Origin of the sequence: Amycolatopsis sp. PS_44_ISF1 (genome assembly GCF_032335455.1) — a bacterium.
Classification (GTDB): Bacteria; Actinomycetota; Actinomycetes; order Mycobacteriales; family Pseudonocardiaceae; genus Amycolatopsis.
This window is the reverse complement of record NZ_JANUXO010000004.1, coordinates 141,704-164,444: the sequence shown is the minus strand read 5'-3', so window position 1 is coordinate 164,444 and position 22,741 is coordinate 141,704. Positions and strand designations below refer to the sequence as shown.

The following is a 22,741-nucleotide window of genomic DNA, read 5'->3' as shown; positions in this document are numbered from 1 at the left end:
ATTGGTCCAGTTCGGAATACTCGGCCGGCCCATAAGCTCGGCTCATGAGCCTTCCCCCGGTTTCGCTGCGGCAGCTCGAATACCTGGTGGCCGTCGCGGAGACCGGCGGGATGACCGCGGCGGCGGTGCGCTGCCACGTCTCGCAGTCCGCCGTCTCACTGGCCGTCGCGGAGCTCGAACGGGTGCTGGACGCGGGGCTGGTCCTGCGGGGCCCGCGCCGGGGCACGGCCCTGACGCCCGCGGGCCGCCAGGTCGTGGCCGAGGCGCGGGCGGTGCTCGGCGCGGTCACCGAGCTGGCCGCCGGGGCCCGGCGCCTCGGCCGTGAGCCGGCCGGACGGCTGCGCGTCGGCTGTTACGCACCGATCGCCGCGCTGCACCTGCCTGCCGCGATCGCGGCCTTCCGCGCCGAGCAGCCCGGGGTGGCGGTGGAGTTCGTCGAGGGCACCCTGGCCGAACTGCAGGCCCGACTGCTCGACGGCACGTGCGAGCTGGCCTTCCTCTACCGGCAGGACCTGGTGCCGGGCATCGAGGTGGCCGTGCTGCACGACCGGCCACCGGCCGTGCTGCTGGCCGCCGGGCACCGGCTCGGCCGGCGCACCGCCGTAGCGCTGCGCGAACTCGCCGGCGAGCCGCTGATCCTGCTCGACGTGGCGCCCAGCGCCCGGTACTTCCAGTCGGTGTTCGACGCGGCGGGCGTCGAAATGCGGGTGGCGCACCGGGCGGGCAGCTTCGAGCTGGCCCGGGCGATGGTCGCGCGCGGGCTGGGTTACTCGCTCGCCGTGCAGCGCCCCCCGGTCGACGTCTCGGTGGAGGGCCTGCCCGTGCGGGTGCTGGCGATCCGTGACCGCGTGCCGACCACGCCGGTGGTGCTGGGCTGGGCCGGGGGCGCTCGCCCGACCCGGCGCGCGGAGGCGTTCCTGGACTGCTGCCGCACCCTGTTCGGCCCGGCGCCGTCCGGGTGAGACCCCGGGTTCGCCCGGTCGCCGCGCGCACCCTGTGCGCGGCGGCGAACCGGCTAGACTCCCGCTCGTGGAAGCCGAGAAGACCACCCAAGCCGCCGTGCTCAACCTGTCGATCTTCGAGGTGAACAAGGTGGCCGTCCAGCTCGCCGACGCGCAGCGCACCGGGGACCTCACCTCGATCCCCGAGGCCGCGCAGCACCTGAGCGAGGTCGCCGACCACCTGCGCGGACTGGCCGCGGAGTAACCACGGCCTGGCCGAATGGCCGGATGACCCACCCCGTCCCCGCCGACCTGCTGGAGATCGCCGAAGCGCTGGTGCCGGACGCCCCGCTCGGTTCCGCCCGTCTGGCCGGGCACGGGAACATGCACCACGTCGTGCTGCTGCCCGGTTTCGCCGCGGTCCGGATCAGCAGACGTCCCAGCTCTGCCGCCGAACTCCCGCGCCGGACCGGCATCCTCCGGGCCGTGGCCGCGGCCGGGCTGCCGTTCGCGGTGCCGGAACCGCTGAGCGCGGTGACGCGGCTCGGGGAACGGGTGGCCGTCGCGGTCTCCTGGATCGACGGCGAGAGCCGGCCGGAAGGCGCCGGGGATGCCGCGGCGTTCGGCCCGCTCCTGGAGGCGTTGCGCGAGACGGAGATCTCTCCGGAGCTCGAAGCCGTTCTCCACACCCCGCGCCGGTACGACGACGGCGTGGGCTGGGCCGAGATCCTGGGCGAAGTCGTCCCACGCCTGCCGGCGCAGTGGCGTGACGGGGTCCGGCGGCGGCTGGACCGGTTGCTGGCGCTCGAAGAGGTCCCACCCCGGCTCGTGCACGGTGACCTCGGCGGCAGCAATGTCCACTTCGGACGGAACGGCGAGCTGACCGGCGTGCTCGACTGGGATTTGGCCGTCCGCGCCGACCCGGCGATCGACGCCGCCCTGGTGGCGAGCTGGCACGGCTGGGCCGTGCTCACCGGCGAGGAGGCCCACCGGCGCGCCCGGGTCTGGCACGACGTCATCGGGGCCGGACACCTCCACCCGGTGCTCGCCGGCAAGCCGCTGTCGAACGTCGACGGTTTCGTCGGAGCCGTCGTCGCTTGGCTGCAAGCGCACGGCTGAGGCCGGTGTCAGGTTTTGGCCGGAACTGCCGACTGCCAATCCCGCCGCAGGGCGTTCTCGACGCGGTTCCCGAGCCGGTTTTAAATCAGTCGCTTGACTTCGGCCCTCCCGATCGGTTGACTGATCACGAAGCCGAGACCGGAATCGAGGAGGATGCACGGTGGGGCCGACCGATCAGGCGCTGAGCTACCCGATCCCCGTCCCGTCGGCGCTGGAGCCGCCCGGGGAATGGGCGCGGTTGCGCCACGAGCGCCCGATCGCGCGGGTGCGGCTGCCCAGCGGCGACGAGGCGTCGCTGCTCACCCGGTACGAGGACGTCAAGCAGGTGCTCTCCGACGGCCGGTTCGGCCGCCTGCTCAACGCCGACGACGCCGCGCGGCTCTCCGACTCCGAGTCCGGCGGGGTGTTCAACAGCGAGATGGCCAACGCGCTGCCGCAGACCGGCGAAGGCCACCAGCGGTGGCGCCGGATGATCACGAAGTGGTTCACCGCCAAGCGGATGGCCGCGCTGCGCCCGGGCATCACCGCGATGGCCGAGCGGCTGGTCGACGAGATGACCGGCGACCGGCCCGGCGGCCCGGCCGACCTCAAGGCGCGGCTCGGCTTCCCGTTGCCGGTGTGGGTGATCTGCGACCTGCTGGGCGTGCCCGACGCCGACCGCGACCGGTTCGCCCGCTGGTCGGACGCCCTGCTCAACCTCACCCGCTACACGCAGGCGGAGACGGACGCGGCGCAGGCCGAGTTCGCCGCCTACCTGGCCGCGCACCTCGAGGCCAAGCGGGCCGAGCCGGGTGAGGACCTGCTCAGCGGACTGCTCGCCTCGACCGGCGAGGACGGCGAGCCGCTGCCGGACGTGCTGCTGGTGATGACCGGGCAGGCCCTGCTGATCGCCGGGCACGAGACCACGGCGAACATGATCGGCAAGATGATGGGCCTGCTGCTGGCCGACCGCGGGCGCTGGCAGCGGCTGGTGGCGGATCTGTCGCTGGTGCGCCCGGCCGTCGAAGAGGTGCTGCGTTTCGACGCCAACCCGGGCATCGGCATGCCGCGCTACCTCAGCGAGCCGGCCGAGGTCGCCGGCGCGGTGCTGCCGCGCGGTACCACCGTGATGTGCAGCATGGCCGCGGCCAACCGGGATGAGCGCGCGTTCGACCGCGCGGACGAGATGGACCTCGGCCGCACCCCCAACCCCCACCTGGCCTTCGGCGCCGGTGCCCACTCCTGCCTCGGCCAGGCGCTGGCCCGCACCGAGCTGCAGGTGGTGCTGGAAGTGCTGCTGCGGCGGCTGCCCACGCTGGAGCTGGCCGTGGCGCCCGGGGAGCTGCGGCGGGTGGAAGGACTGGCGGTCGGCGGGCTGCGCGAGCTGCCGGTCCGGTGGTGACGGTGCGACGGGACGAAGGAGAGAAACGATGAAGATCACTGTCGACGAAGACCGGTGCTGCGGCGCGGGCACGTGTGTCCTGCTCGCCCCGGACGTGTTCGACCAGCGGGAGGACGACGGCATCGTGGTCCTGCTCGACGCGGCACCGGCCGAGGAAGCGCACGCGGCCGTGCGCGAGGCGGCGAACGTGTGCCCGGCGGGGGCGATCACCGTCGCCGAGCGCGCTTGAGCCGCCCCGCCACCGTCCACAACCGACTCAACCTTGGGAGCACGAGATGACCGGCACGGTCGAGACGCACCCGGCCGGGGCGCCGGACTTCCCGATGACCCGGGCGGCCGGGCGCCCGTTCGACCCGCCGCCCGCCGCGCGGGCCCAGCAGGACGAGGCCGCGCTCACGCGGGTCCGGCTCTGGGACGGCAGCACCCCGTGGCTGGTCACGCGGTACGCCGAGCAGCGGGCGCTGCTGTCCGACCCGCGGGTCAGCGCGGACATCGGCCGCCCCGGCTACCCGAGCTCGGCGCCGCTCCCGCCGGGCGGCGGCTCCCGGATCAGCTTCATCCTGATGGACGACCCGGAGCACAACCGCCTGCGCCGCATGGTGACCGCGCCGTTCTCCCTGCGGCGCGTCGGGGCGCTCCGCCCGGCCGTCCAGCAGATCGTCGACGAACTGATCGACGGGCTGCTGGCCGGTCCGCGGCCGGTGGACCTGGTCGAGGCGTTCGCGCTGCCGGTGCCCTCGCTGGTCATCTGCGCCCTGCTCGGGGTGCCCTACGGCGACCACGACTTCTTCCAGGACAACAGCAAGGTGATCATCCGGCGGGACGCCACGCCGGAGGAGCGGATGGCCGGGCACCAGGCGCTCACCGGCTACCTGGCCCGGCTCGTGGCCGAGAAGGAGGCGAACCCGGCCGACGACCTGTTGTCCGGGCTGGCCGCGCGGGTCACCGCGGGGGAGCTGTCGCGGGACGAGGCGGCGCAGATGGGCGTGCTGCTGCTCATCGCGGGCCACGAGACCACCGCGAACATGATCGCGCTCGGCACCCTCGCGCTGCTGGAGCACCCGGACCAGCTCGCGCTGCTGCGCGAGTCGGAAGATCCCGCGCTGGTCGCCTCCGCCACCGAGGAACTGTTGCGGTACCTCAACATCACGCACAACGGGCGGCGGCGCGTGGCCACCGAGGACATCGAGATCGCCGGCCGGGTCGTGCGGGCCGGCGAGGGCCTGATCCTGGCCAACGACATCGCCAACCGCGACACCGCCGTGTTCCCCGACCCGGACCGGCTCGACCTCACCCGCGACGCCCGGCGTCACGTGGCGTTCGGCTTCGGCGTGCACCAGTGCCTCGGCCAGCAGCTCGCGCGGCTCGAACTCCAGGTCGTGTACGGCACGCTCTACCGCCGCATCCCGACTCTGGCCCTGGCCGCGGACCTCGCCGACATCCCGTTCAAGCACGACGGGTCCGTGTACGGGGTGTACGAGCTGCCCGTCACCTGGTGACCGCTCACCGCGGCTCTCGGCGCAGGGCCGTGGTGAGCGCGTGGGCCTCCTTCAGCAGCAGCTCGCCCAGCTGCGGGCGCCGGTCCGCGCGGAACCGGGACTCGACGCCGGTGAGGGTCAGGGCCCAGGCCGGCTCCCCGGCCGGGCCGAACACCGCCGCGGCCATGCCCCAGCTGCCTTCGACGACCAGCCCGGGGTTGACCGCGTAACCCTGTTCGCGCGTCCGGGCGATCCGGGTGCGCACGGCCGCGGCGGAGTGCCCGGGACCCCAGCGGGTGGTGAGGTCGGTGCCGCCGAGGTAGGCGTCGATTTCGCGATCCGGCAGCAGGGCCAGCACGACGAGCCCGGCCGAGACCACGCCGAGCGGAAAACGCGTGCCTTCGTAGAGCACGAAGGAGCGGATCGGGAAGTCGCCGTCCTCGCGCAGCAGGCAGACCGTCTCGTCGCCGCGGCGGGCGGAGAAGAACGCGCTCTCGCCGGTCGCCGCGGCGAGGCGGTGCACGCTCTCCCGCGCGCGCTGCGTCACGTCGTAACGCGCGGCAGCCGCTTCTCCGAGCAGGTACAGCTCGGGGCCCAGGTGCCAGCGGCCGCTGCGGCGGTCCCGGTCGGCGAAGCCCTCGTCGAGCAGCGCCACCAGCAGCCGGTGGGCCGTGGGCCGGGCGAGGCCGGTGGCCCGCGCCACGTCCGAGGTCGTCACCCCGGCCTCCGCGCCGGTCGAGAGGGCGCGCAGCACCGCCGCCGCCCGTCCGATGAGGTTCGGGGGCGGCTGGCGGGGGACGGTCATGAGCCGATCCTACGTCCACTGGGTGAACACCGGCGAACCTCGCGTCCGGCTGCCGAAAAGATGAACCCGGGAGGGTTTCCCCAGCTTGAACTCGAGGCCGGGGCGGACTTGACTCGTTCGCATCGACCGGTCAGTGGACACCTGAAGGAGACGACGTGCCCGAAATGTTCGACGACGCCCGCGACGCGCTGGCCGGCGCGCTGCGGGACGGCATGACCCTGGCCGTCGGCGGCTTCGGCCTGTGCGGCATCCCGTCCGACCTGATCGAAGCGGTCCGCGACTCCGGGGCGCGGGAGCTGACGGTGGTCTCGAACAACATGGGCGTGGACGGCATCGGCCTCGGGCTGCTGCTGGAGAACCACCAGGTGCGCAAGGTGATCGCGTCCTACGTGGGGGAGAACAAGCTGTTCGCGCGCCAATACCTCGACGGCGAGGTGGAGGTCGAGTTCACGCCGCAGGGCACGCTGGCCGAGCGGATGCGCGCGGGCGGGGCGGGGATCGCGGCGTTCTACACCCGCACCGGCGTGGGCACACCGGTGGCCGAGGGCAAGCCGCACGAGGAGTTCGACGGCCGGGTGCACGTGCTGGAGCGCGCGATCGTCGCCGACGTCGCCCTGGTGCACGCCCACACCGCGGACCGGGCGGGCAACCTCGTCTACCGCTACACCGCGCGCAACTTCAACCCGCTGGTCGCCACCTGCGGGCAGCTCACCGTGGCCGAGACCGAGATCCTGCTCGAAGACGGCTACCTCGACCCGGACCGGGTGATCACCCCCGGGGTGTACGTGAACCGGCTGACGGTGGCCCGCCCCCGGGTCAAGGAGATCGAGAAGCGGACGGTGCGCCCGCGCCCGGCCGCCGGAACGGAGGCGTGACGATGGGCTGGAGCCGTGACGAGATGGCGGCCGTCGCCGCGCGCGAGCTGCGCGACGGCGACTACGTGAACCTGGGCATCGGGATCCCGACCCTGGTCGCCAACCACCTGCCCGAGGGCGTCCGGGTCACCCTGCAGAGTGAGAACGGCATCCTCGGCCTGGGCCCGTTCCCGGTCGAGGGCGAGGAGGACGCGGACCTGATCAACGCGGGCAAGCAGACCGTCACCGTGCTGCCGGGGGGCAGCTACTTCGACTCGGCCACCTCGTTCGCGATGATCCGCGGCGGCCACATCGACGTCGCCGTGCTCGGCGCGCTGCAGGTCGCGGCCAACGGCGACCTGGCCAACTGGACCGTGCCCGGCGCGCTGGTCAAGGGCATGGGCGGGGCGATGGACCTGGTCGCGGGCACGAAGCGGATCGTCGTGCTGACCGACCACGTGGCCAAGGACGGCCGCCCGAAGATCGTCGCGACGTGCGAGCTGCCGCTGACCGGGGCCGGGGTGGTCGACCGGATCATCACCGACCTCGCGGTCCTCGACGTCACCCCGGACGGCCTGGTCCTGGCCGAGCTCGCCCCCGGCGTCTCGGCCGGCGAGGTCCGGGAGAAGACCGGCGCTCCGATCACCGTGCCGGTCTCGGCGCAGGGCTGAGGGAACCGGCCGCGGGCCGGTAACTGGTGCGTCACCGCTGCCGCCCGGACGGGTCCGCGCGCGGGCGCGTCCGGGCCATCCGGATTACCGTCGTCGGAGCGGGCCGGCACCCAGGCCGGGCCGCCGGGGGGCGGGGGAGGCCGGTATGCCGGGGAAGGGGCCGGCCGGGCGTTCGCGGGTACCGGAGCCGGTGGAGCCGATGCTCGCGACGCCGGACCGGGGCCGCCTGGCGGAGGGCCCGCACTACGCCTACGAGTGGAAGTGGGACGGCTACCGGGCGGTGATGCGGGTCGCGCCGGACGGCACCACGGTGCTCACCAGCCGCAATCGCACCGATTTCACCACGCGCTACCCCGAGCTGGCCGGCGCGTTCGGGGACGCGCTCGGCGGCCGCGCCGCGGTGCTGGACGGGGAGATCGTCGCGCTGGACGAACACGGCCGTCCGGACTTCGGCCTCCTGCAGAACCACGGGACCAGCGGCCGCACGGTCGCGTACTTCGCCTTCGACGTGCTGCTGCTCGGCGCCGACCGGCTGCTCGGCGAACCCTACGACGAGCGGCGGAAGGTGCTGGAGGGGCTGGAGCCGCCGGACCGGCGGCTGGTCGCGATCACCCCGTCCTACGCCCACACCGACCTGGCCGCCCAGGGCAGCGGACCGCAGGACCTGCTGGAGGTCGCGGCCGAGCGCGGGCTGGAAGGTTTGGTGGCCAAGGACCGGCGGTCGAAGTACCACCCCGGCCGGCGCAGCCCGGACTGGCTGAAGCACCCCCTGGTCCGGACCCTGGAGGTCGTGGTCGGCGGCTGGCGCCCCGGCCAGGGCAACCGCGAGGGCACGATCGGCGCCCTGCTGCTCGGCGCGCACTCCCGCGAATCCGGTGAGCTGCTGTACCTCGGCGACGTCGGCACCGGCTTCACCCGGGCCACCCTGGCGGACCTGCTGGCCACGCTGACTCCGCTGGAACGCCGGACGAGCCCGTTCGCGAACGTGGTCCCGCGCGAGCGGGCCCGGGGCGCCCGGTGGGTGACGCCGAAGCTGGTGGGGGAGGTGGTCTACCGGCAGTTCACCCCGGGCGAGCACCGGCTGCGGCACACCGCCTGGCGCGGCTGGCGCCCGGACCGGCGCGCGGAGGAGGCCGTGGTCCCGCTGGTGCCGTGAACACCGTGCCGTTCCTGCCCCGGTAAGGCCGGGGTCCGGCCCCCCGGACCATGCTTCGTCCCCCGAAGGGTTCGCGGCGCCGAAACTGTCCACAGTGGAGTCGGGGGCGAACGCTTTCCGCTCCGGCCGGTGACGCGGTGACCAGCACGTGCGGCGGCCCACGGAGGCGAGCAGTGGTCAAGGGGTGCTGCCGGGGTTCCGAGGTTCAGGCCCGAGGGCGTGGGGCGCCGCCCCCTTGCTCCTGTTTCATTGTGTGTTACCTTGGGTAACAGTAAACGAAGGTAACAGGAAGCCGCCAGGGGAGCCTGCCATGACCAGCGTCGCGAGCCAGCACCGAGCCGACGAACCGCCGTCCGGGCGCGAGGAGGTGGTGCGGCGGCTGCTGGATTCGTCGGCGACGCTGTCCTACGACCCGGCCACCGAGGTCGACTGGGAGACCCCGCTCGATCTCGGCTGCCACGGCGCGAGTCCCGAGTGGAGCACGCTGTACGGCACCTCCTACTGGGCCGAGCTGACCGAGGAGCAGCGGCGCGAGCTGACCCGCCAGGAGGCGGCGTCGGTGGCCAGCACCGGGATCTGGTTCGAGATGATCCTGCAGCAGATGATCCTGCGGGACTTCTACGCGAAGGACCCGACCGACCCGGCGTTCCAGTGGGCGCTGACCGAGATCGCCGACGAATGCCGTCACTCCATCATGTTCGCGCGCGGGGCCGAGAAGCTGCGCGCGCCCGCGTACCGGCCGCGTCGGCTGGTGGTCGAGGCCGGGCGCGTGTTCAAGGCCGTGGCCGTGGGTGAAGCGGCGTACGCGGCGATCCTGGTCGCCGAAGAGGTCCTCGACGTGATGCAGCGGGACTGGATGCGGGACGAGCGGGTGGTGCCGTTCGTGCGCACCATCAACAACATCCACGTGGTCGAAGAGTCCCGGCACATGAAGTTCGCCCGGGAGGAGACGCGCGAGCGGCTCAAGGGGGCGGGCTGGGCCCGGCGCCAGTTCAACGCGCTGGTGGTGGCCATCGCCTCGTACGTGATCGTCGGCAGCATGGTCAACCGCAAGGTCTACGCCAACGCCGGGCTCGACGCCCGGCGCGCGATCCCCGAGGCGAAGGCGAACGAGCACCACAAGTCGATGATGCGCTCGAGCTGTGCGGGGCTGATGGAGTTCCTCGGCTCGGCCGGTCTGCTGACCAAGCCCGCGACCTGGTTCTACCAGCGCGCCAACCTGATCTGAGCCATGGCCTTCGCCATCACGCAGACCTGCTGCAACGACGCCTCCTGCGTCTCGGTGTGCCCGGTCAACTGCATCCACCCGACGCCGGACGAGCCGGACTTCGGCCGCACCGACATGCTCTACGTCGACCCGCGCGCCTGCATCGACTGCGGCGCGTGCGCCGACGCCTGCCCGGTCGACGCGATCTTCCCGGTGGACAGCCTGACCGCGCCGTTGCGGGCCTACGCCGGGGTCAACGCCGAGTTCTACGCGGATCGCCGGGCCCCGGCCGCCGCCGATCCGGCGCCGAACTTCCACGCCTGGGGCCCGCCGGTGTTCAGCCGGGACATCCCGAGCGATTTCGCGCCGCTGGACGTCGCGGTGGTCGGCACCGGACCGGCCGGGATGTACGCGGTCGAAGACCTGTTGCTGCACACCAATTCCCGGGTGACGCTGATCGACCGCCTGCCGGTCGCGGGCGGGCTCGTCCGGTACGGCGTGGCGCCCGACCACCCGTCGACGAAGAAGATCGGCGAGACCTTCGCGCGGTTCCACCGCCATCCGCGGCTACGGCTGCGGCTGGGCGTCGAGGTGGGCCGCGACGTCACCGCGGACGAGCTGGCCGCGCGCCACGACGCGGTGATCTACGCGGTCGGCGCGTCCTCGGCGCGCTCGCTCGGGATCCCGGGGGAGGACCTGCCGGGCAGCGTCGCGGCGACCACCGTGGTGCGCTGGTACAACGGCCATCCCGACGTCCCGGCCGACGTGCTCGACCTGTCGGAGGAGCGGGTCGTGGTGGTGGGCAACGGAAACGTCGCGCTGGACGTGGCCAGGATCCTGACCGCCGACCCGGCCGCGCTGGCGGGCACCTCGATCTCCCCGGCCGCCTTGGCCCGGCTGCGGACGAGCAAGGTGCGCGAGGTCGTGCTGCTCGCGCGCCGCGGCCCGGAGGACGCCGCGTACACCCGGCCCGAACTGCTCGCGCTGAGCGGGCCGGGCGAGGTCGATCTGGTGGTCGACGCCCACGACCCGCGGGTCGGCGCGGCCATCGACGCCGGGGTCGCGGGCGGCAAGGCGAGCCTGCTCCGGGGCGTCCGGCGCGAGCCGGTCGACTGGTCGGCGCCGCCCGCGCACGGACGGCGCCGCATCGTGCTGCGGTTCCACTCCGCCCCGGTGGAGATCCTCGGCGACCGGCAGGTGCGCGGCACCCGCGTCACCGCGGCGCTCGGGGACGAGGAGATCGTGGCCGGTCAGGTCGTGCGCGCGGTCGGCTACCGCGGGGTCCCGCTGCGCGGCCTGCCGTTCGACGAGGCCACCGCCACCATCCCGAACTCCGCCGGCCGCGTCGAAGGCCGCCCGGGCACCTACGTCGTCGGCTGGATCAAGCGCGGGCCGAGCGGCGGGATCGGCGCCAACCGGGCCTGTGCCGCCGAAACCGTGGCCACGGTGCTGGCCGACGCGGTCGACGGCCGGATCTCCCGCCGTGCACCGGGACTGGTGTCGCGGTTGCGCCGTCGTTGACCGGTTCCGGACTCCAGCGCCGAAGGCGGTCAACCCGCGGCCGGACGGGGCCGCCGGCTCGCCCCGGCGAAGCAGACCGCGCCGAGGACCACCGCGCAGCCGATCAGCTGCAGCGCGCTGGGGGCCTCGCCCAGCAGCAGGATGCCGAACAGCACCGCGCCGATCGGCTGGAGCAGCATCAGCGTCGCGCCGAGGGTGGCGGTCATCCGGGGCAGGGCCGCGGCGACCAGCAGCCAGCCGACGATCTGGCCGATCACGGCCAGTCCGGCGAACCAGCCGAGCGCGGGCCAGCCCGGCGCCAGGTCGAGGCGGTGGAAGGGCAGCCCCAGCAGCACCGCGACGGCGCCGGCCGAAAGGGTCGCCAGCAGCAGGGTCTGCACCTGCGAGCCCGGGCTGGTGCTGATCCGGATCAGCAGCAGGTACACCGCGTAGCCGGCGCCCGCGACCAGGGCCGCGACCGCGCCGGTCAGCGGGTCCGAACCGGTCACGGCGGTGCCGATGAAGCCACCGGCCAGCACGATCCCGCCCAGCAGCACCGGGGCGGTGAGCAGGAACCGGCGGCCGGGACGCTCGTGCAGGAAGGCGAAGGCCAGCACCGGCACGATGATCACCTGAACGGCCAGCAGCACGGTCGAGATCCCGGCGCCGATCCGGGGGATCGCCTCGCCCCACAGCACGAAGTCCAGCCCGAGGCCGCCGCCGGCCAGCAGCGGCAGCAGCCGCCGGGGCCGCTCCCCGGTCCGCCGCCGCTCCCACCGGGCGAGCCCGGCGAGCAAGGGCAGCGCGAACAGGCAGCGCCAGAACGAGCTGGTCGCCCCGCTGGTGCCGGACTCCTTGATGAACACCGAGGCCAGCGCGATGCACAGCCCGCCCGCGGCGGTGAGCAGCCGCGGGTCGAACCGGTCGGTGAGCGCCGAGACGGGGCCGATCGGGGCAGGGCGCGGCGGCAGGCTGGTCGTGGTCACCCCTCCAGCCTGAGCGCTCGCACTGTCAAGGACAAGTGAATGTTGTTCAGGAAAATCCGGTAGCATCGCTACCGTGTTCAGCCTGGATCGGATGCGGGCGCTGCACTCGGTGGCCCAGTACGGCTCGGTCGCGGCGGCGGCCGCGGCGCTGCACGTCACGCCCTCGGGCGTCTCCCAGCAACTGGCCAAGCTCGAACGCGAGGCCGGCCAGGAACTGCTGGAGCCGCGCGGCCGGGGCGTCCGGCTGACCCGGGCCGGGCGGGTGCTGGCCGGGCACGCGGAGAAGGTGCTGGCCCAGCTGGCCCAGGCCCGCTCGGACCTGGATCGGATGCGCGAGGACGTGCTCGGGCCGCTGCGGATCGGCGCGATCCCGACCACGGTGCACGCGCTGCTGCCCCCGGCGCTGGCCACGCTCGCGGCGCAGCACCCGCGCCTGGAGGTCACCCTGCGCGAGGGCGAGGCGGAGAAGACGATGCCGCAGGTGCTCGCCGGCGACCTGGACCTCGCGGTCATGGAGAGCTGGGCCGACCGGCCCACCGTGCTGCCGCCCGGGGTCACGGGGGTCACCCTGTTCTCCGACGTCGCGGATCTCGCGCTGCCCGCCGGGCACCGGCTCGCGCACCGCCGCGCGGTCGACCTCGCCGAGGTCGCCGACCTGCCGTGGATCGCCTGGACCGCGGGCACCGGCTGCTACGAATGGCTGCGGCAGGTCCTGCGGGAGCAGGGCCTCGACCCGCGGATCAGCTGCACGGTGGGCGGGTATCCGACGCAGCTCGCGCTGGTCGCGGGCAACGCCGGGGCGGCACTGGTGCCGCGCCTGGCCCGTGAATCCGTGCCCGAGGGCGTCCGCTTGCTCACCACCCGTCCCACGCTGTCGCGCACGATCCTCGCGGTCTGCCGCACCGGCGAGGAGGAGCGGGGCGCGGTCCGCGCGGCTCTGGACGTGCTGCGCGACGCCTCCGCGCGGTTCGAAGGCAACGCGGCTCCGGTCCGCTGATTTCAGGAACGGCCCCGGTCCCGCGGATCACTTCGGCGCCCGCCCCGGGCCGCCCGAGGTGGGCGCCCGGGGACCGCGGGGCACTCGTCGCTGATCTTTCGGGCAGAGCTTCGCGGCCGTTTTCCGAGCCGTTCCGGGCAATTCCCGTGAACGGTGTATAGGCCGGATCGGGCCGCGCGGTGACGGAATGGCGAAACGTGCGGACCGGCCGGCCGCCGTGTCGTGGAAGTCAAGCCGCTGCCGGGGCTTTTCCCTGCGGTGGCGCCCTTTCGGTGGGCACGGCTTCGGGTACCGGTGACCGGGACGAGAAGTCGCGAGGCGTTCACGGCCCGTTCCGGGCCGGGGTCTGGAAGTGCGGAAGACCACCGGCTATCGTCCCCGCCGTGCTTGATCACCTGGAGCCGGACGGTCACGAACTGCGCGCTCTGCTCGAGCAGGTGACCACCGGACTCGCCGGGTTCGTCGACGGTCTGCCCCAGGCACCGGTGGACGGCCGGGGGACCGCTCCGGAGATCGTCGACCTGGTGGCCGAGCCGCCCGGCGAGAGCCCCGGCGACGTCGGCAAAGTCCTGTCCTTCGCGCTGAAAGCCGGGGCGGCGGCGATCGAAACGGCCAGTCCCCGGTTCTTCGGCTACGTCCCCGGCGGCGGGCTGGTCAGCTCGGCCGTGGGGGAGCTGATGGCCCGGGTGCTCAACCGGTTCACCGCCATCGGCGACTTCGCGCCGGGTCTGGTCGCGCTCGAACACGGGGTGCTGACCTGGCTGGGCGAGCTGTTCGGACTGCCCGCGGGCGCGACCGGGATCCTCACCAGCGGCGGTTCGGCGGCGATGCTGTCGATGGTGGTGGCGGCGCGGGAGGACCGGCTCGGCCCGGAGGCCGACCCCGGCACCGCCCGGCTCTACGTCTCCGACCAGACCCACTACTGCGTCGCGAAGGCCGCGCACGTGGCCGGGTTCCCCGCGCGGTCGGTGCGGCTGGTGGCGACCTCCGACGGACGGCGGCTCGACCCGGTCGCGCTGGCCGCGGCGATCGAGCAGGACCGGGCCGCGGGACTGCGCCCGTTCCTGGTCGTCGGCACGGCGGGCACCACGAACGCCGGGGCGGTCGACCCGCTCGCCGCGATCGCCGGCGTCGCCCGCGAACACCGGCTGTGGTTCCACGTCGACGCCTGCTACGGCGGGTTCTTCCAGCTCACCGCCCGCGGCCGGGCCCGGTTCGAGGGCATCGGCGAGGCCGACTCCATCACCGTGGACCCGCACAAGAGCCTGTTCCTGCCCTACGGCACGGGTGCGCTGCTGGTCCGCGAACGCCGCCTGCTCGCCGCCTCCTACCCCGGTGACCGCGCGGCCTACCTGCCCGACGTCACCGGTGAAACCCTGCCCGACTACGCCCACCTCGGCTTCGAGCTGACCCGCGAGCACCGCGGCCTGCGGATCTGGCTGCCGCTGCACCTGCACGGGGTGGCCGCCTTCCGCCGGGCGCTGGACGAAAAGCTCGACCTGGCCGGGCACCTGCACGAAGCGCTGGCGGCACTGCCGGGGCTGGAGCTGCCGCACCCACCGGAACTGTCCACTGTGGTCTTCCGCCTGCGCGACGGGGACGAGGACGCGAACCGGGCCCTGCTGGAGCGGATCCGGTCCGGGGGCCGGGTGCTGCTGTCCGGCACCCGGCTGGACGGCCGGTTCACGCTGCGGCTGTGCGTGCTGTCCCCGCTCACCCACCGCGAGCACATCGACGAGGCCGTGGCGGCCGTGCGGGCCGCGCTGCACGGGTGAGCGGCCCGGTCGCACGGCCCGAGCGTGGTTCGGTGCGGTCCGGCTCAGCCGGAGTGGCCGCAGCCGAGCACGGGGGCGCTGACGAGCGTCCGGCAGGCTTCGCAGGTGCTGACCGGGTCGGCGCGGCGGCCCCAGAACGGGTAGCGCGCCCCGCAGAGGGCGACCAGCACTTCACCGGGACGCGGATCCGGGTGGCACCGCGGGCAGAAGGCGTGCGCGACGCGGTCGATGCCGGTGGCGGACTCGCGCCGGTCCGGTTCGGTGCTCATCGGATTCCCTTCGATACCAAGCATTCTGGCCGGATGGCGGTTCCGGCCGGGCGGGGGTTGCGGCCGGGACCCGAGGTCACCCGCCGGCGAGCGGGAGCTCGGCCCACACCGTCTTCCCGGTCGGTGTGGCGTACTGGCCCCAGTCGTCGCTGATGGCGGCGACCAGGAGCAGTCCGCGGCCGCCGGTGGTGGAGGGTTCGCGGGGCCGCGCCTGCGCCGGGCCGCTGTCGTCGACCTCCACCCGGACGCGCCCGGGACGCCGCAGCAGACGTAGGCGCTGCGGGGGACTACCGTGCGACAGCGCGTTCGTGGTCAGCTCGTCGACCACCTGGACGGCATCGCTCAGCGCGTCTCCGTCCACATCGGCCAGGTTCGCGCGAACCCACGAGCGCACCCGGCGCAGCGTCTCTCCGTCGGCACCGGCCAGCGAAAATTCCGTCACCTCGGGCTCCGCGGAGGCGCCGGGCGGCCGGCGGGGCGGCGGCGCGGGCGGACGAGGTTCTTCAACAGCGGTTCACGGTCCCCTTCGTGAAATCGATCTGATGCCGCGTCGGTATACCCGGGATCGCTCCGGCTGAAACCTGTGCGGCGGGACGTGGTCGGCTCGCGAGTCCGGGATCGGGCCCGGATCCGGTCGCCGTCCGGTGGTCCTGCCCGCGCGAACCGGTCACCCACCGGGTCACTGGAGCCGAGTGGCCGGGGAGCAGGGCTCAGGTGGCGTCCGGGTCGACCGGCGCGCGCTCGCCGGGGCTCAACGGCCGCGCCTCGGCCACGGGGGTCGCGGCGGCCGGGCGTTCGGGTGCGTCGTCGTCGAGCAGGTACCGGCTGACCACGGTCCGCGGGGAGAACTCGCGCAGCGACTGGAGCTCCTGCAGAGGTTTGCGCAGCTCCTGGAACTCCGGCCCGAGCTCGGACCGGAGCTGGGCCTGGGCGCCGGAGGCGAAGCCGCGGACCTTGTGCACGGCCTGGGCCAGCCACCGGGCCGATTCCGGCAGCCGCTCCGGGCCGAGCACGAACAGGCCGGCGACCAGGAGGACCAGCAGGTGGTCCAGGCTGAGACCGAACACGGTGTCTCCTTCGGTCCCGGCGCGGAATCGTTGTGCCCCATAGTAGGCCCTCGCGGACCCTTCCGGTGGGGCCTGAGTGAACGGTGGAAGGCGGAGTGATGGAACCACGTCGTGGCGCTCGGGCCCGGCTCGCGGCCTGGGCGCTCGTGCCGGTGCTGGCCGGGTGCGGCGCGAGCCCCGGCGGCAGTGCGGAAAAGCCGGAGCCGAGCTCGTCGGCCGCAGCCGGCTCCTCCCCGGGCCCCATCGGGTCTCCGGCCGTGAACCCGGATCTGTCGCGCTACGCCGCGCAGGTCCGGGCGCGAGCCGGCGAAGCCGGGGTCGACCCGCTGCTGGTGATGGCCATCCTGGACAACGAGTCGTACAAACCGCACGATCCGGAGCTGGAACGGGCCTGGCAGAAGCTCAAACCGGACGCGGCGTTCGGCGTGGCGAACATGCACCGCGCGACCTTCGACCAGACCAAGCGGGGCCGCTCCTTCTCCGGGCGCCGCTGGGAGCAGCTCCCGGACGACCCGGACCTGGCGATCCAGGCCGAGTCCTGGTACCTGCACGATCTGGCCGCGCAACTCCCCCCGTCCCACGGCTCCTACCGCGCCGGCGAGCTGCTCGCCCTGGGCTACAACACCGGACCGGGCACCATGAAGGCTTTCGCCAAGGGGGCCAAGCCCGGTCCCCAGGCGCAGTCCTATCTGGACAGATTCCGGGCCGACCAGGCGAAAGCGGCGGCCGCGCTCGGCCCCTGACCGCCGGTCCCGGTCGCCGCCGGGCCGTGCGGCGCCGGGCCGGGCGATGAGGTGCGGCGTCATGCGTGCGGCGCGGCGCACCGGTTCAGGCGGCGTGGTGCCGTCCGGCGGGTCGTTGCTGGTGGCGTCCCCGCCGGGCCGGCGGGCGGGCCAGGGCGAGGGCGCCGCCGGAGCCCGGGGTCTCGGCGGGCGCGGGTTCGTACTGCTCGTCGGCCCGGCCGGGGCCCGGTTCCCGCCGGGCCCGGTGCTGGCGGTGGACGGCGAACAGCAGGCCCAGTCCGATCACCAGGAACACGTGCGTGAGCACGCGCCCGGCCGTGACCTGGCCGCCGATCAGGTCCGAGGTGGTGACGACCGTGAGCACGAGCACGAACCCCGCGATCATCGGCAGCTGGCCGGCCGCGGCGCGGGTGCGCAGGGCGGCCCACAGCAGGCCGATCCCGACGGCGAGGTTCCAGGCCGCGCTCTCGTTGATCAGGTGCCCGGCCATGGCCCCGCCGCCGTGCACGCCGGTGTCCATGCCCAGCAACTGGGCGAAGGCCAGCCCGCACTGCACCAGACCGACCAGGCCCAGCGCCACCCGCAGGCCCCACTTCTCCCGGGACACCGGCGGTGCCTGCGCCAGGATGGCCGCGGTGAGGTCCGGCACCGGGGGGGCGGCGCGGACCAGCATGGCGCGGCGCAGCGCCTCGCCCCGGGCGGACCAGGAGCGGCACGCCGGGCAGATGGCCAGGTGCGCGTCGACCTGGTCCGCGGGCAGCGGGCCGGGCTCGGCGTCCAGCCGGGCCGACAACGCTTCGCGGAAGATTTCGCAACTCACGCCTACATAGTCGCCCGGGCGCCCTCCGGAGTTCCCGCCGCCCTCGTGCATTACCGTGAGCGCGTGTCCAGCGGCAGGGACGGCGAACAGGACGAGCGCGTCACGGCGCTCGCGCTGACCGCTGCCCGCGGCGACCAGGCCGCCCTGGAGCGCTGGGTGCGCGCGACCCAGGCCGACGTCTGGCGGTTCCTGGCCCACCGCACCAGCCCGGCCGAAGCCGACGACCTCACCCAGGAGACCTACCTGCGGGCGTTCGGCTCGTTGCGGCGGTTCGCCGGTCGGTCGAGCTCCCGGACCTGGCTGCTCTCGATCGCGCGCCGGGTGGTGGTGGACCAGATCCGGTCGGCCTCGGTGCGCCCGCGGATCTCCGGCGCGGCGGACTGGCAGCGCGCGGCCGAGGACCACACCGGCCGCGGCCGCTCGGCCGGGTTCGAGGACGTGGTCGAGCTCGGCGTGCTGCTCGCGGGTCTCGACGAGGACCGCCGCGAGGCCATCGTGCTCACCCAGTTCCTCGGGCTCTCCTACGCCGACGCCGCCGAGGTGTGCGGCTGCCCGGTCGGCACGGTCCGGTCACGGGTCTCGCGGGCCCGCGAGGATCTGCTGCGCGCGCAGGACGAGACCAACAGCGCCATGTGAACCGGCGTCCCCTGTGGACGGTCGGCATGACCCGGATCACGCGGGCCGCCCGGGAACCGAGGTGCCCTCGCGTCCGACTCGTGTGGGGTGAGAGCGCAACGGTGGAAGGTGGCCGCGGTGGCGGCCGCGGTGGCCGGGCTCGCCCTGCTCCTGCTCGTGGTCGCCACGGCGGGGGACGTGTACGCGCCGGTGGGCAACGCCGATCCCGGGCCGCTGACCACCTATGGGTTCGCGATCGTCCGGTTCGTGGCCGACGCCGCGGGCGCGGGCGCCTGCGGCGCGCTCGTGTTCTCGGCGTTCGTGGCGCCCGGGCGGCGTGACGGCTCGTTGTCGCCCGGCTCGTACGCGGCGGCCCGGCTCGGCGCGGGGTGCGCGCTCGCCTGGCTGGCCGCGGCGGTGGCCGCGGTGCCGTTCTCCGCCGCGGTCGCCTCGGGCCAGCCGCTGGCCGAGGTGCTGCGGCCGGCCGTGCTGGTCGGGACGATCGACGCCGCCGAAGAGCCCAAGGCCTGGCTGTGCGTGGTGGCCGCGGCCGGGGTGGCCACGGTGCTGTCGTGGCAGGCGATGGCCTGGCGCACCACGGTCGCGGCCGCGGTCGTCGCGGTGGCCGGGCTGCTGCCGCCGATCACCGCCGGGCACGCCTCGACCGGGGCCGGGCACGACCTGGCGTCGAACGCGCTGTTCTGGCACGTGCCGGCGGCGAGCGCCTGGCTGGGCGCGCTGGTCGCGCTGCTGGCCCACCTGGGCCGTACGCCGGACCCGTCTGCGCTGGTGCTGAGCCGGTACCGCCGGCTTTCCGCGGGGTGCTTCGCCGTGACCGGCGTGTCCGGTGCGGTGGCGGCCTTCGCCGCGGCCGGACCGGACGGCCGGACCGGCCGGTACGGCCTGCTCCTGCTGGCCGAGCTGGTGCTGTTCGCCGGCACCGGCGTGGTGCTGGCCCGGCGGCGGCCGAGCCGGTCGCCGATCCGGACCGCGGTGGCCGAGCTGATCCTGCTGGGCCTGGCGACCGGCGGTTCGGCCGCGCTGAGCGTGCTCGTCCCGCCCGCACTGGTGGACCACCCGGCCACGGTGCAGGAGACCATCCTGGGCTACGACCTCGACCTCCCGCCCGGGTTCGCCCGGCTGGTCCTGGACTGGCGGCCCGATCTGCTGTTCGGCCCGGTCGCGCTGCTCGCCGGGCTCGGCTACCGGCTGGGGGTCCGGCGGCTGCGCCGCCGCGGCGACCCCTGGTCCACCGGCCGGACCGCGGCGTGGCTGGCGGGCTGGGCCGTGGTGCTGGTGGCCACTTCCTCCGGCCTCGGCGTGTACGCGCCGGGCACGTTCAGCCTGCACATGATCACGCACATGGCGCTGAACATGTTCGCCCCCGTGCTGCTGGCGCTCGGCGGCCCGGTCACGCTGGCGCTGCGGGCCCTGCCGGCCGGCGCGCACGGCGACGTGCCCGGCGCGCGGGAGTGGGTGACCTCGCTGCTGCACGCGCCGGTCACCCGGTTCTTCGCGCACCCGGCGGTGGCGGCCGTGCTGTTCGCCGGCTCGTTCTACGCGCTGTACTTCTCCGGCCTGTTCGGCGACGCCATGCGGTACCACTGGTCGCACCAGCTGATGAAGGCGCACTTCCTGATCACCGGCTACCTGTTCGCCTGGGTCGCGGTCGGTGCCGACCGGACACCGCGGCCGGTCCCGCACCTGGCGCGGCTGGGCGTGCTGTTCGCGGTGATGCCGTTCCACGCGTTCTTCGGCGTGATCCTCATGAGCCGGCCGACGGTGATCGCCCCCACCTACTACCACTACCTCGCCCTGACCTGGGTCGGTGACCTGCTCACCGACCAGCGCCTCGGCGGTGGCATCGCCTGGGCCGGCGGCGAGGTGCCGATGGTCGTGATGGTCGTCGCGCTGCTGGCGCAGTGGGCGCGCGACGACGAGCGCCGCGCCCGTCGCGGCGACCGCCACGGCGAGAGCGATTTCGACGCCTACAACGCGATGCTGGCCGAACTCGCCACCCGCCGGCGAACCCCACCGTCCACAGTGTCCGGCCCGAACCCTGGAGAGTCCGCATGACCACCGCAGCCCCGGTCCACCGGGAAGTCCGCACGCTGGAGCTGGCCGTCTCCGGGATGACCTGCGCGGCCTGCTCCGCCCGGGTGGAGCGCACGCTGAACCGGATGGACGGCGTCCGGGCCTCAGTGAACTACGCGACCGAGCGCGCCACCGTGCAGGTCCCGGCCGGGCTCGCGGACGAGGCGGTGTTCGAACGCGTCCGCAAGGCCGGTTACGGCGCGCGGCGGCGCGGGGCCGGGGACGAGGACCTGACCACGGCCCGGGTGCGCGACCTGCGTCGCCGGCTGATCGTCGCCGCGGTGCTGGCCGTGCCGCTCGGCGACCTGTCGATCACGCTGGCCCTGGTGCCTTCGCTGCGGTTCCCGGGTTGGCAACTGCTCGGCCTGGCACTCGCGGTGCCGGTGGTGGGCTGGGCGGCGCTGCCGTTCCACCGGGCCGCGCTGCGCAACCTGCGGCACCGTTCGTCCAGTATGGACACCCTGGTGTCGCTCGGGGTGCTGGCCTCGTTCGCCTGGTCGGCCTGGGCCGCGCTGGCCGGCGGGCCCGAGCCGGGCTACTGGGTCGGGTTCGGGCCCACGGCGCCGGGCGCGGACGCGGTCTACCTCGACGTCGCCGCCGGGGTGACCACGTTCCTGCTGGCGGGCCGGTACTTCGAAAGCCGGTCACGGCGGGGCGCGGCGGGCCTGCTCGCGGCGCTCGACGCGCTGGCCGCGAAGGAGGTCCGGGTGCTGCGCGACGGCGCCGAGCGGATGCTGCCGGTGGGTGAGCTGGCGGTGGGGGACCGGTTCGTGGTGAAGCCGGGCGAGGCCGTCGCGGCCGACGGAGTGGTCGAGACGGGACAGTCCACCGTGGACGTTTCGGCGGTCACCGGTGAGCCGGTCCCGGCCGAGGCGGTGCCGGGACGGCGGCTGATCGGCGCTTCGGTGAACCTCGAGGGCTGCCTGGTCGTGCGGGCCACCGCGGTCGGCGCGCACACGCAGCTCGCGCAGATGACCGCGCTGGCCGAACGCGCCCAGGCCCGCAAAGCCTCGGTGCAGCGGCTGGTGGACCGGATCTGCGCGGTGTTCGTGCCGGTGGTGCTGGCGCTCTCGGCCCTGACCCTGGCCGGCCGGCTGCTCACCGGGCACCCGCTGCGGGACGCGTTCACGGCCGCGGTGTCGGTGCTGATCATCGCCTGCCCGTGCGCGCTGGGACTGGCCACGCCGACCGCGCTGATGGCCGGGGTCGGCCGGGGCGCGCAGCTGGGCATCCTGATCAAGGGCCCGGACGCGCTGGAGGCGAGCCGCCGGGTGGACACGGTGGTGCTGGACAAGACCGGCACCGTGACCACCGGCCGGATGAGCGTGACCGGCTGCCACCCGGTGGCCACGCGCACCGCCGGCGAGGTGCTGTGGTTCGCCGGGGCGGTCGAGGCCGGCTCCGAGCACCCGATCGCCGCCGCGGTGCTGGCCGCGGCCCGGGCCGAGGTCGCCGAACTACCGGAGGTGACGGCGTTCCGGGCCCTTCCGGGCCTCGGGGCGCAAGGCACGGTGGCGGGCCACGAAGTGCTGGCCGGCAGCGCGAGGCTGTTCGGCGAGCAGGGGATCGCGCTACCGGCGGAAGCGGCCGCCCGGGTCGAGGCCGCGCGGGCCGGGGGCGCGGTCCCCGTGCTCGTGGCGGTCGACCGGGAGGTGGCCGGGGTGGTGGTGGTCCGCGACGGGGTCAAGCCGTCCGCCCGCGCGGCGGTCACCGCGTTGCGGGAGCTGGGCCTGCGGACCGTGCTGCTGACCGGTGACCACGAAGTCGCGGCCCGCGCGGTCGGGGCCGAGATCGGCGTGGACGAGGTCCGGGCCGGGGTGCTGCCCGCGGAGAAGGCCCTGGCGATTGCGGCGATGCGGGCCGCGGGGGCGCGCGTGGCCATGGTCGGCGACGGCGTGAACGACGGCCCGGCGCTGGCCACCGCCGATCTCGGGATGGCGATGGCCCACGGCAGCGACATCGCGCTGCGCTCGGCCGATCTGGTCCTGGTCCGCGAGGACCTGCGGGTGGTCCCGGACGCCATCCGGCTCGCCACCGGCACCCTGCGGATCATCCGGGGCAACCTGGCCTGGGCGTTCGGCTACAACGTGGCCGCACTGCCGCTGGCCGCGCTCGGCCTGCTCAACCCGCTGATCGCCGGGGCGGCGATGTCGCTGTCCTCGGTGCTGGTGGTGTCCAACAGCCTGCGGCTGCGGTCGTTCGGCCGGGGCGGGCCGGACTCGAACGGTTCGGGGGACTGAGACGGTTCGGGGGACTGAGACGG

The 22,741-nt window shown here is 74.4% G+C and carries 23 protein-coding genes; 17 read left to right on the top strand and 6 right to left on the bottom strand.

The annotated features are described in order from the left end of the window. Positions 1 to 44: 44 nt before the first annotated feature. The 6 genes from NYF13_RS30695 (at position 45) to NYF13_RS30670 (ending at position 4,940) form a co-directional block, all read left to right on the top strand. A complete protein-coding gene (locus NYF13_RS30695; protein WP_315661426.1) occupies positions 45 to 962 on the top strand; it encodes a LysR family transcriptional regulator in 918 nt (305 codons plus the stop codon). A gap of 67 nt (positions 963 to 1,029) precedes the next feature. Then, a complete protein-coding gene (locus NYF13_RS30690) occupies positions 1,030 to 1,206 on the top strand; it encodes a hypothetical protein (protein WP_315661425.1) in 177 nt (58 codons plus the stop codon). A 23-nt stretch (positions 1,207 to 1,229) separates the two neighbouring features. Then, complete coding sequence (locus NYF13_RS30685; protein ID WP_315661424.1) at positions 1,230 to 2,060, top strand: phosphotransferase; 831 nt, start codon at positions 1,230 to 1,232, stop codon at positions 2,058 to 2,060. Between the two features lie 160 nt (positions 2,061 to 2,220). After that, positions 2,221 to 3,441 carry a cytochrome P450 gene (locus NYF13_RS30680; protein WP_315661423.1) on the top strand — a complete coding sequence of 407 codons (1,221 nt, stop codon included), beginning with the start codon at positions 2,221 to 2,223 and terminating at the stop codon, positions 3,439 to 3,441. A 28-nt stretch (positions 3,442 to 3,469) separates the two neighbouring features. After that, complete coding sequence (locus NYF13_RS30675; RefSeq protein ID WP_315661422.1) at positions 3,470 to 3,670, top strand: ferredoxin; 201 nt, start codon at positions 3,470 to 3,472, stop codon at positions 3,668 to 3,670. A gap of 46 nt (positions 3,671 to 3,716) precedes the next feature. Beyond that, complete coding sequence (locus NYF13_RS30670; RefSeq protein ID WP_315661421.1) at positions 3,717 to 4,940, top strand: cytochrome P450; 1,224 nt, start codon at positions 3,717 to 3,719, stop codon at positions 4,938 to 4,940. A 4-nt stretch (positions 4,941 to 4,944) separates the two neighbouring features. Here NYF13_RS30670 and NYF13_RS30665 read toward each other — a convergent pair whose 3' ends face one another. Continuing rightward, complete coding sequence (locus NYF13_RS30665) at positions 4,945 to 5,724, bottom strand: IclR family transcriptional regulator (protein WP_315661420.1); 780 nt, start codon at positions 5,722 to 5,724, stop codon at positions 4,945 to 4,947. Positions 5,725 to 5,888: 164 nt separating this feature from the next. Between NYF13_RS30665 and NYF13_RS30660 the strand changes: the two genes are divergently transcribed. The 5 genes from NYF13_RS30660 to NYF13_RS30640 all read left to right on the top strand — a co-directional run bounded on the left by NYF13_RS30660 (position 5,889) and on the right by NYF13_RS30640 (position 11,133). Further along, entirely contained in the window at positions 5,889 to 6,599 is a 711-nt protein-coding gene (locus NYF13_RS30660; RefSeq protein WP_315661959.1) for a CoA transferase subunit A, read from the top strand. A 2-nt stretch (positions 6,600 to 6,601) separates the two neighbouring features. Further along, positions 6,602 to 7,249: a CoA transferase subunit B gene (locus NYF13_RS30655; RefSeq protein ID WP_315661419.1), complete on the top strand. Its 648-nt coding sequence runs from the start codon at positions 6,602 to 6,604 to the stop codon at positions 7,247 to 7,249. A gap of 145 nt (positions 7,250 to 7,394) precedes the next feature. Further along, positions 7,395 to 8,405 (top strand): non-homologous end-joining DNA ligase, encoded by a 1,011-nt coding sequence (gene ligD, locus NYF13_RS30650; protein ID WP_315661418.1) that lies wholly within the window; start codon positions 7,395 to 7,397, stop codon positions 8,403 to 8,405. A 310-nt stretch (positions 8,406 to 8,715) separates the two neighbouring features. After that, entirely contained in the window at positions 8,716 to 9,633 is a 918-nt protein-coding gene (locus NYF13_RS30645; protein WP_315661417.1) for a diiron oxygenase, read from the top strand. A gap of 3 nt (positions 9,634 to 9,636) precedes the next feature. Beyond that, positions 9,637 to 11,133 carry an FAD-dependent oxidoreductase gene (locus NYF13_RS30640; protein ID WP_315661416.1) on the top strand — a complete coding sequence of 499 codons (1,497 nt, stop codon included), beginning with the start codon at positions 9,637 to 9,639 and terminating at the stop codon, positions 11,131 to 11,133. Positions 11,134 to 11,162: 29 nt separating this feature from the next. Here NYF13_RS30640 and NYF13_RS30635 read toward each other — a convergent pair whose 3' ends face one another. Continuing rightward, positions 11,163 to 12,098 carry a DMT family transporter gene (locus tag NYF13_RS30635; RefSeq protein WP_315661415.1) on the bottom strand — a complete coding sequence of 312 codons (936 nt, stop codon included), beginning with the start codon at positions 12,096 to 12,098 and terminating at the stop codon, positions 11,163 to 11,165. A 73-nt stretch (positions 12,099 to 12,171) separates the two neighbouring features. Here NYF13_RS30635 and NYF13_RS30630 point away from each other — a divergent pair, with 73 nt between their 5' ends. Next, a complete protein-coding gene (locus NYF13_RS30630) occupies positions 12,172 to 13,095 on the top strand; it encodes a LysR family transcriptional regulator (protein ID WP_315661414.1) in 924 nt (307 codons plus the stop codon). 383 nt (positions 13,096 to 13,478) lie between these two features. Next, the gene (locus NYF13_RS30625) at positions 13,479 to 14,870 is read left to right on the top strand and encodes an aminotransferase class I/II-fold pyridoxal phosphate-dependent enzyme (RefSeq protein WP_315661413.1); all 1,392 of its coding nucleotides are present in this window, start codon (positions 13,479 to 13,481) and stop codon (positions 14,868 to 14,870) included. A 44-nt stretch (positions 14,871 to 14,914) separates the two neighbouring features. Here NYF13_RS30625 and NYF13_RS30620 read toward each other — a convergent pair whose 3' ends face one another. The 3 genes from NYF13_RS30620 to NYF13_RS30610 all read right to left on the bottom strand — a co-directional run bounded on the left by NYF13_RS30620 (position 14,915) and on the right by NYF13_RS30610 (position 16,206). After that, the gene (locus tag NYF13_RS30620) at positions 14,915 to 15,139 is read right to left on the bottom strand and encodes a hypothetical protein (protein WP_315661412.1); all 225 of its coding nucleotides are present in this window, start codon (positions 15,137 to 15,139) and stop codon (positions 14,915 to 14,917) included. 76 nt (positions 15,140 to 15,215) lie between these two features. Beyond that, positions 15,216 to 15,581, bottom strand: a complete 366-nt coding sequence (locus NYF13_RS30615; protein ID WP_315661411.1) for an ATP-binding protein — start codon at positions 15,579 to 15,581, stop codon at positions 15,216 to 15,218. 268 nt (positions 15,582 to 15,849) lie between these two features. Beyond that, positions 15,850 to 16,206, bottom strand: a complete 357-nt coding sequence (locus NYF13_RS30610; protein ID WP_315661410.1) for a Sec-independent protein translocase TatB — start codon at positions 16,204 to 16,206, stop codon at positions 15,850 to 15,852. Between the two features lie 98 nt (positions 16,207 to 16,304). Here NYF13_RS30610 and NYF13_RS30605 point away from each other — a divergent pair, with 98 nt between their 5' ends. Beyond that, positions 16,305 to 16,949 carry a transglycosylase SLT domain-containing protein gene (locus NYF13_RS30605; RefSeq protein ID WP_315661409.1) on the top strand — a complete coding sequence of 215 codons (645 nt, stop codon included), beginning with the start codon at positions 16,305 to 16,307 and terminating at the stop codon, positions 16,947 to 16,949. Between the two features lie 85 nt (positions 16,950 to 17,034). On the opposite strand, the gene NYF13_RS30600 is transcribed toward NYF13_RS30605, so the two are convergent. Continuing rightward, on the bottom strand, positions 17,035 to 17,769 hold the full coding sequence (locus NYF13_RS30600; RefSeq protein ID WP_315661408.1) for a zf-HC2 domain-containing protein: 735 nt from the start codon (positions 17,767 to 17,769) through the stop codon (positions 17,035 to 17,037). 63 nt (positions 17,770 to 17,832) lie between these two features. Here NYF13_RS30600 and NYF13_RS30595 point away from each other — a divergent pair, with 63 nt between their 5' ends. From NYF13_RS30595 to NYF13_RS30585, 3 genes are all read left to right on the top strand, one after another. Then, the gene (locus tag NYF13_RS30595) at positions 17,833 to 18,405 is read left to right on the top strand and encodes a sigma-70 family RNA polymerase sigma factor (protein WP_315661407.1); all 573 of its coding nucleotides are present in this window, start codon (positions 17,833 to 17,835) and stop codon (positions 18,403 to 18,405) included. 117 nt (positions 18,406 to 18,522) lie between these two features. Then, a complete protein-coding gene (locus NYF13_RS30590) occupies positions 18,523 to 20,460 on the top strand; it encodes a cytochrome c oxidase assembly protein (RefSeq protein ID WP_315661406.1) in 1,938 nt (645 codons plus the stop codon). Then, positions 20,457 to 22,718: a heavy metal translocating P-type ATPase gene (locus NYF13_RS30585; RefSeq protein ID WP_315661405.1), complete on the top strand. Its 2,262-nt coding sequence runs from the start codon at positions 20,457 to 20,459 to the stop codon at positions 22,716 to 22,718. The genes NYF13_RS30590 and NYF13_RS30585 overlap by 4 nt, the downstream gene beginning before the upstream one ends. Positions 22,719 to 22,741 lie beyond the last annotated feature (23 nt).

What these genes read in the sequence shown, in the direction of transcription:
- NYF13_RS30695 (WP_315661426.1), top strand. Translation starts at nt 45, where the DNA reads ATGAGCCTTCCCCCGGTTTCGCTGCGGCAGCTCGAATACCTGGTGGCC.
- NYF13_RS30685 (WP_315661424.1), top strand. Translation starts at nt 1,230, where the DNA reads ATGACCCACCCCGTCCCCGCCGACCTGCTGGAGATCGCCGAAGCGCTG.
- NYF13_RS30675 (WP_315661422.1), top strand. Translation starts at nt 3,470, where the DNA reads ATGAAGATCACTGTCGACGAAGACCGGTGCTGCGGCGCGGGCACGTGT.
- NYF13_RS30670 (WP_315661421.1), top strand. Translation starts at nt 3,717, where the DNA reads ATGACCGGCACGGTCGAGACGCACCCGGCCGGGGCGCCGGACTTCCCG.
- NYF13_RS30665 (WP_315661420.1), bottom strand. Translation starts at nt 5,724, where the DNA reads ATGACCGTCCCCCGCCAGCCGCCCCCGAACCTCATCGGACGGGCGGCG.
- NYF13_RS30660 (WP_315661959.1), top strand. Translation starts at nt 5,889, where the DNA reads ATGTTCGACGACGCCCGCGACGCGCTGGCCGGCGCGCTGCGGGACGGC.
- NYF13_RS30655 (WP_315661419.1), top strand. Translation starts at nt 6,602, where the DNA reads ATGGGCTGGAGCCGTGACGAGATGGCGGCCGTCGCCGCGCGCGAGCTG.
- ligD (WP_315661418.1), top strand. Translation starts at nt 7,395, where the DNA reads ATGCCGGGGAAGGGGCCGGCCGGGCGTTCGCGGGTACCGGAGCCGGTG.
- NYF13_RS30645 (WP_315661417.1), top strand. Translation starts at nt 8,716, where the DNA reads ATGACCAGCGTCGCGAGCCAGCACCGAGCCGACGAACCGCCGTCCGGG.
- NYF13_RS30640 (WP_315661416.1), top strand. Translation starts at nt 9,637, where the DNA reads ATGGCCTTCGCCATCACGCAGACCTGCTGCAACGACGCCTCCTGCGTC.
- NYF13_RS30620 (WP_315661412.1), bottom strand. Translation starts at nt 15,139, where the DNA reads ATGAGCACCGAACCGGACCGGCGCGAGTCCGCCACCGGCATCGACCGC.
- NYF13_RS30605 (WP_315661409.1), top strand. Translation starts at nt 16,305, where the DNA reads ATGGAACCACGTCGTGGCGCTCGGGCCCGGCTCGCGGCCTGGGCGCTC.
- NYF13_RS30585 (WP_315661405.1), top strand. Translation starts at nt 20,457, where the DNA reads ATGACCACCGCAGCCCCGGTCCACCGGGAAGTCCGCACGCTGGAGCTG.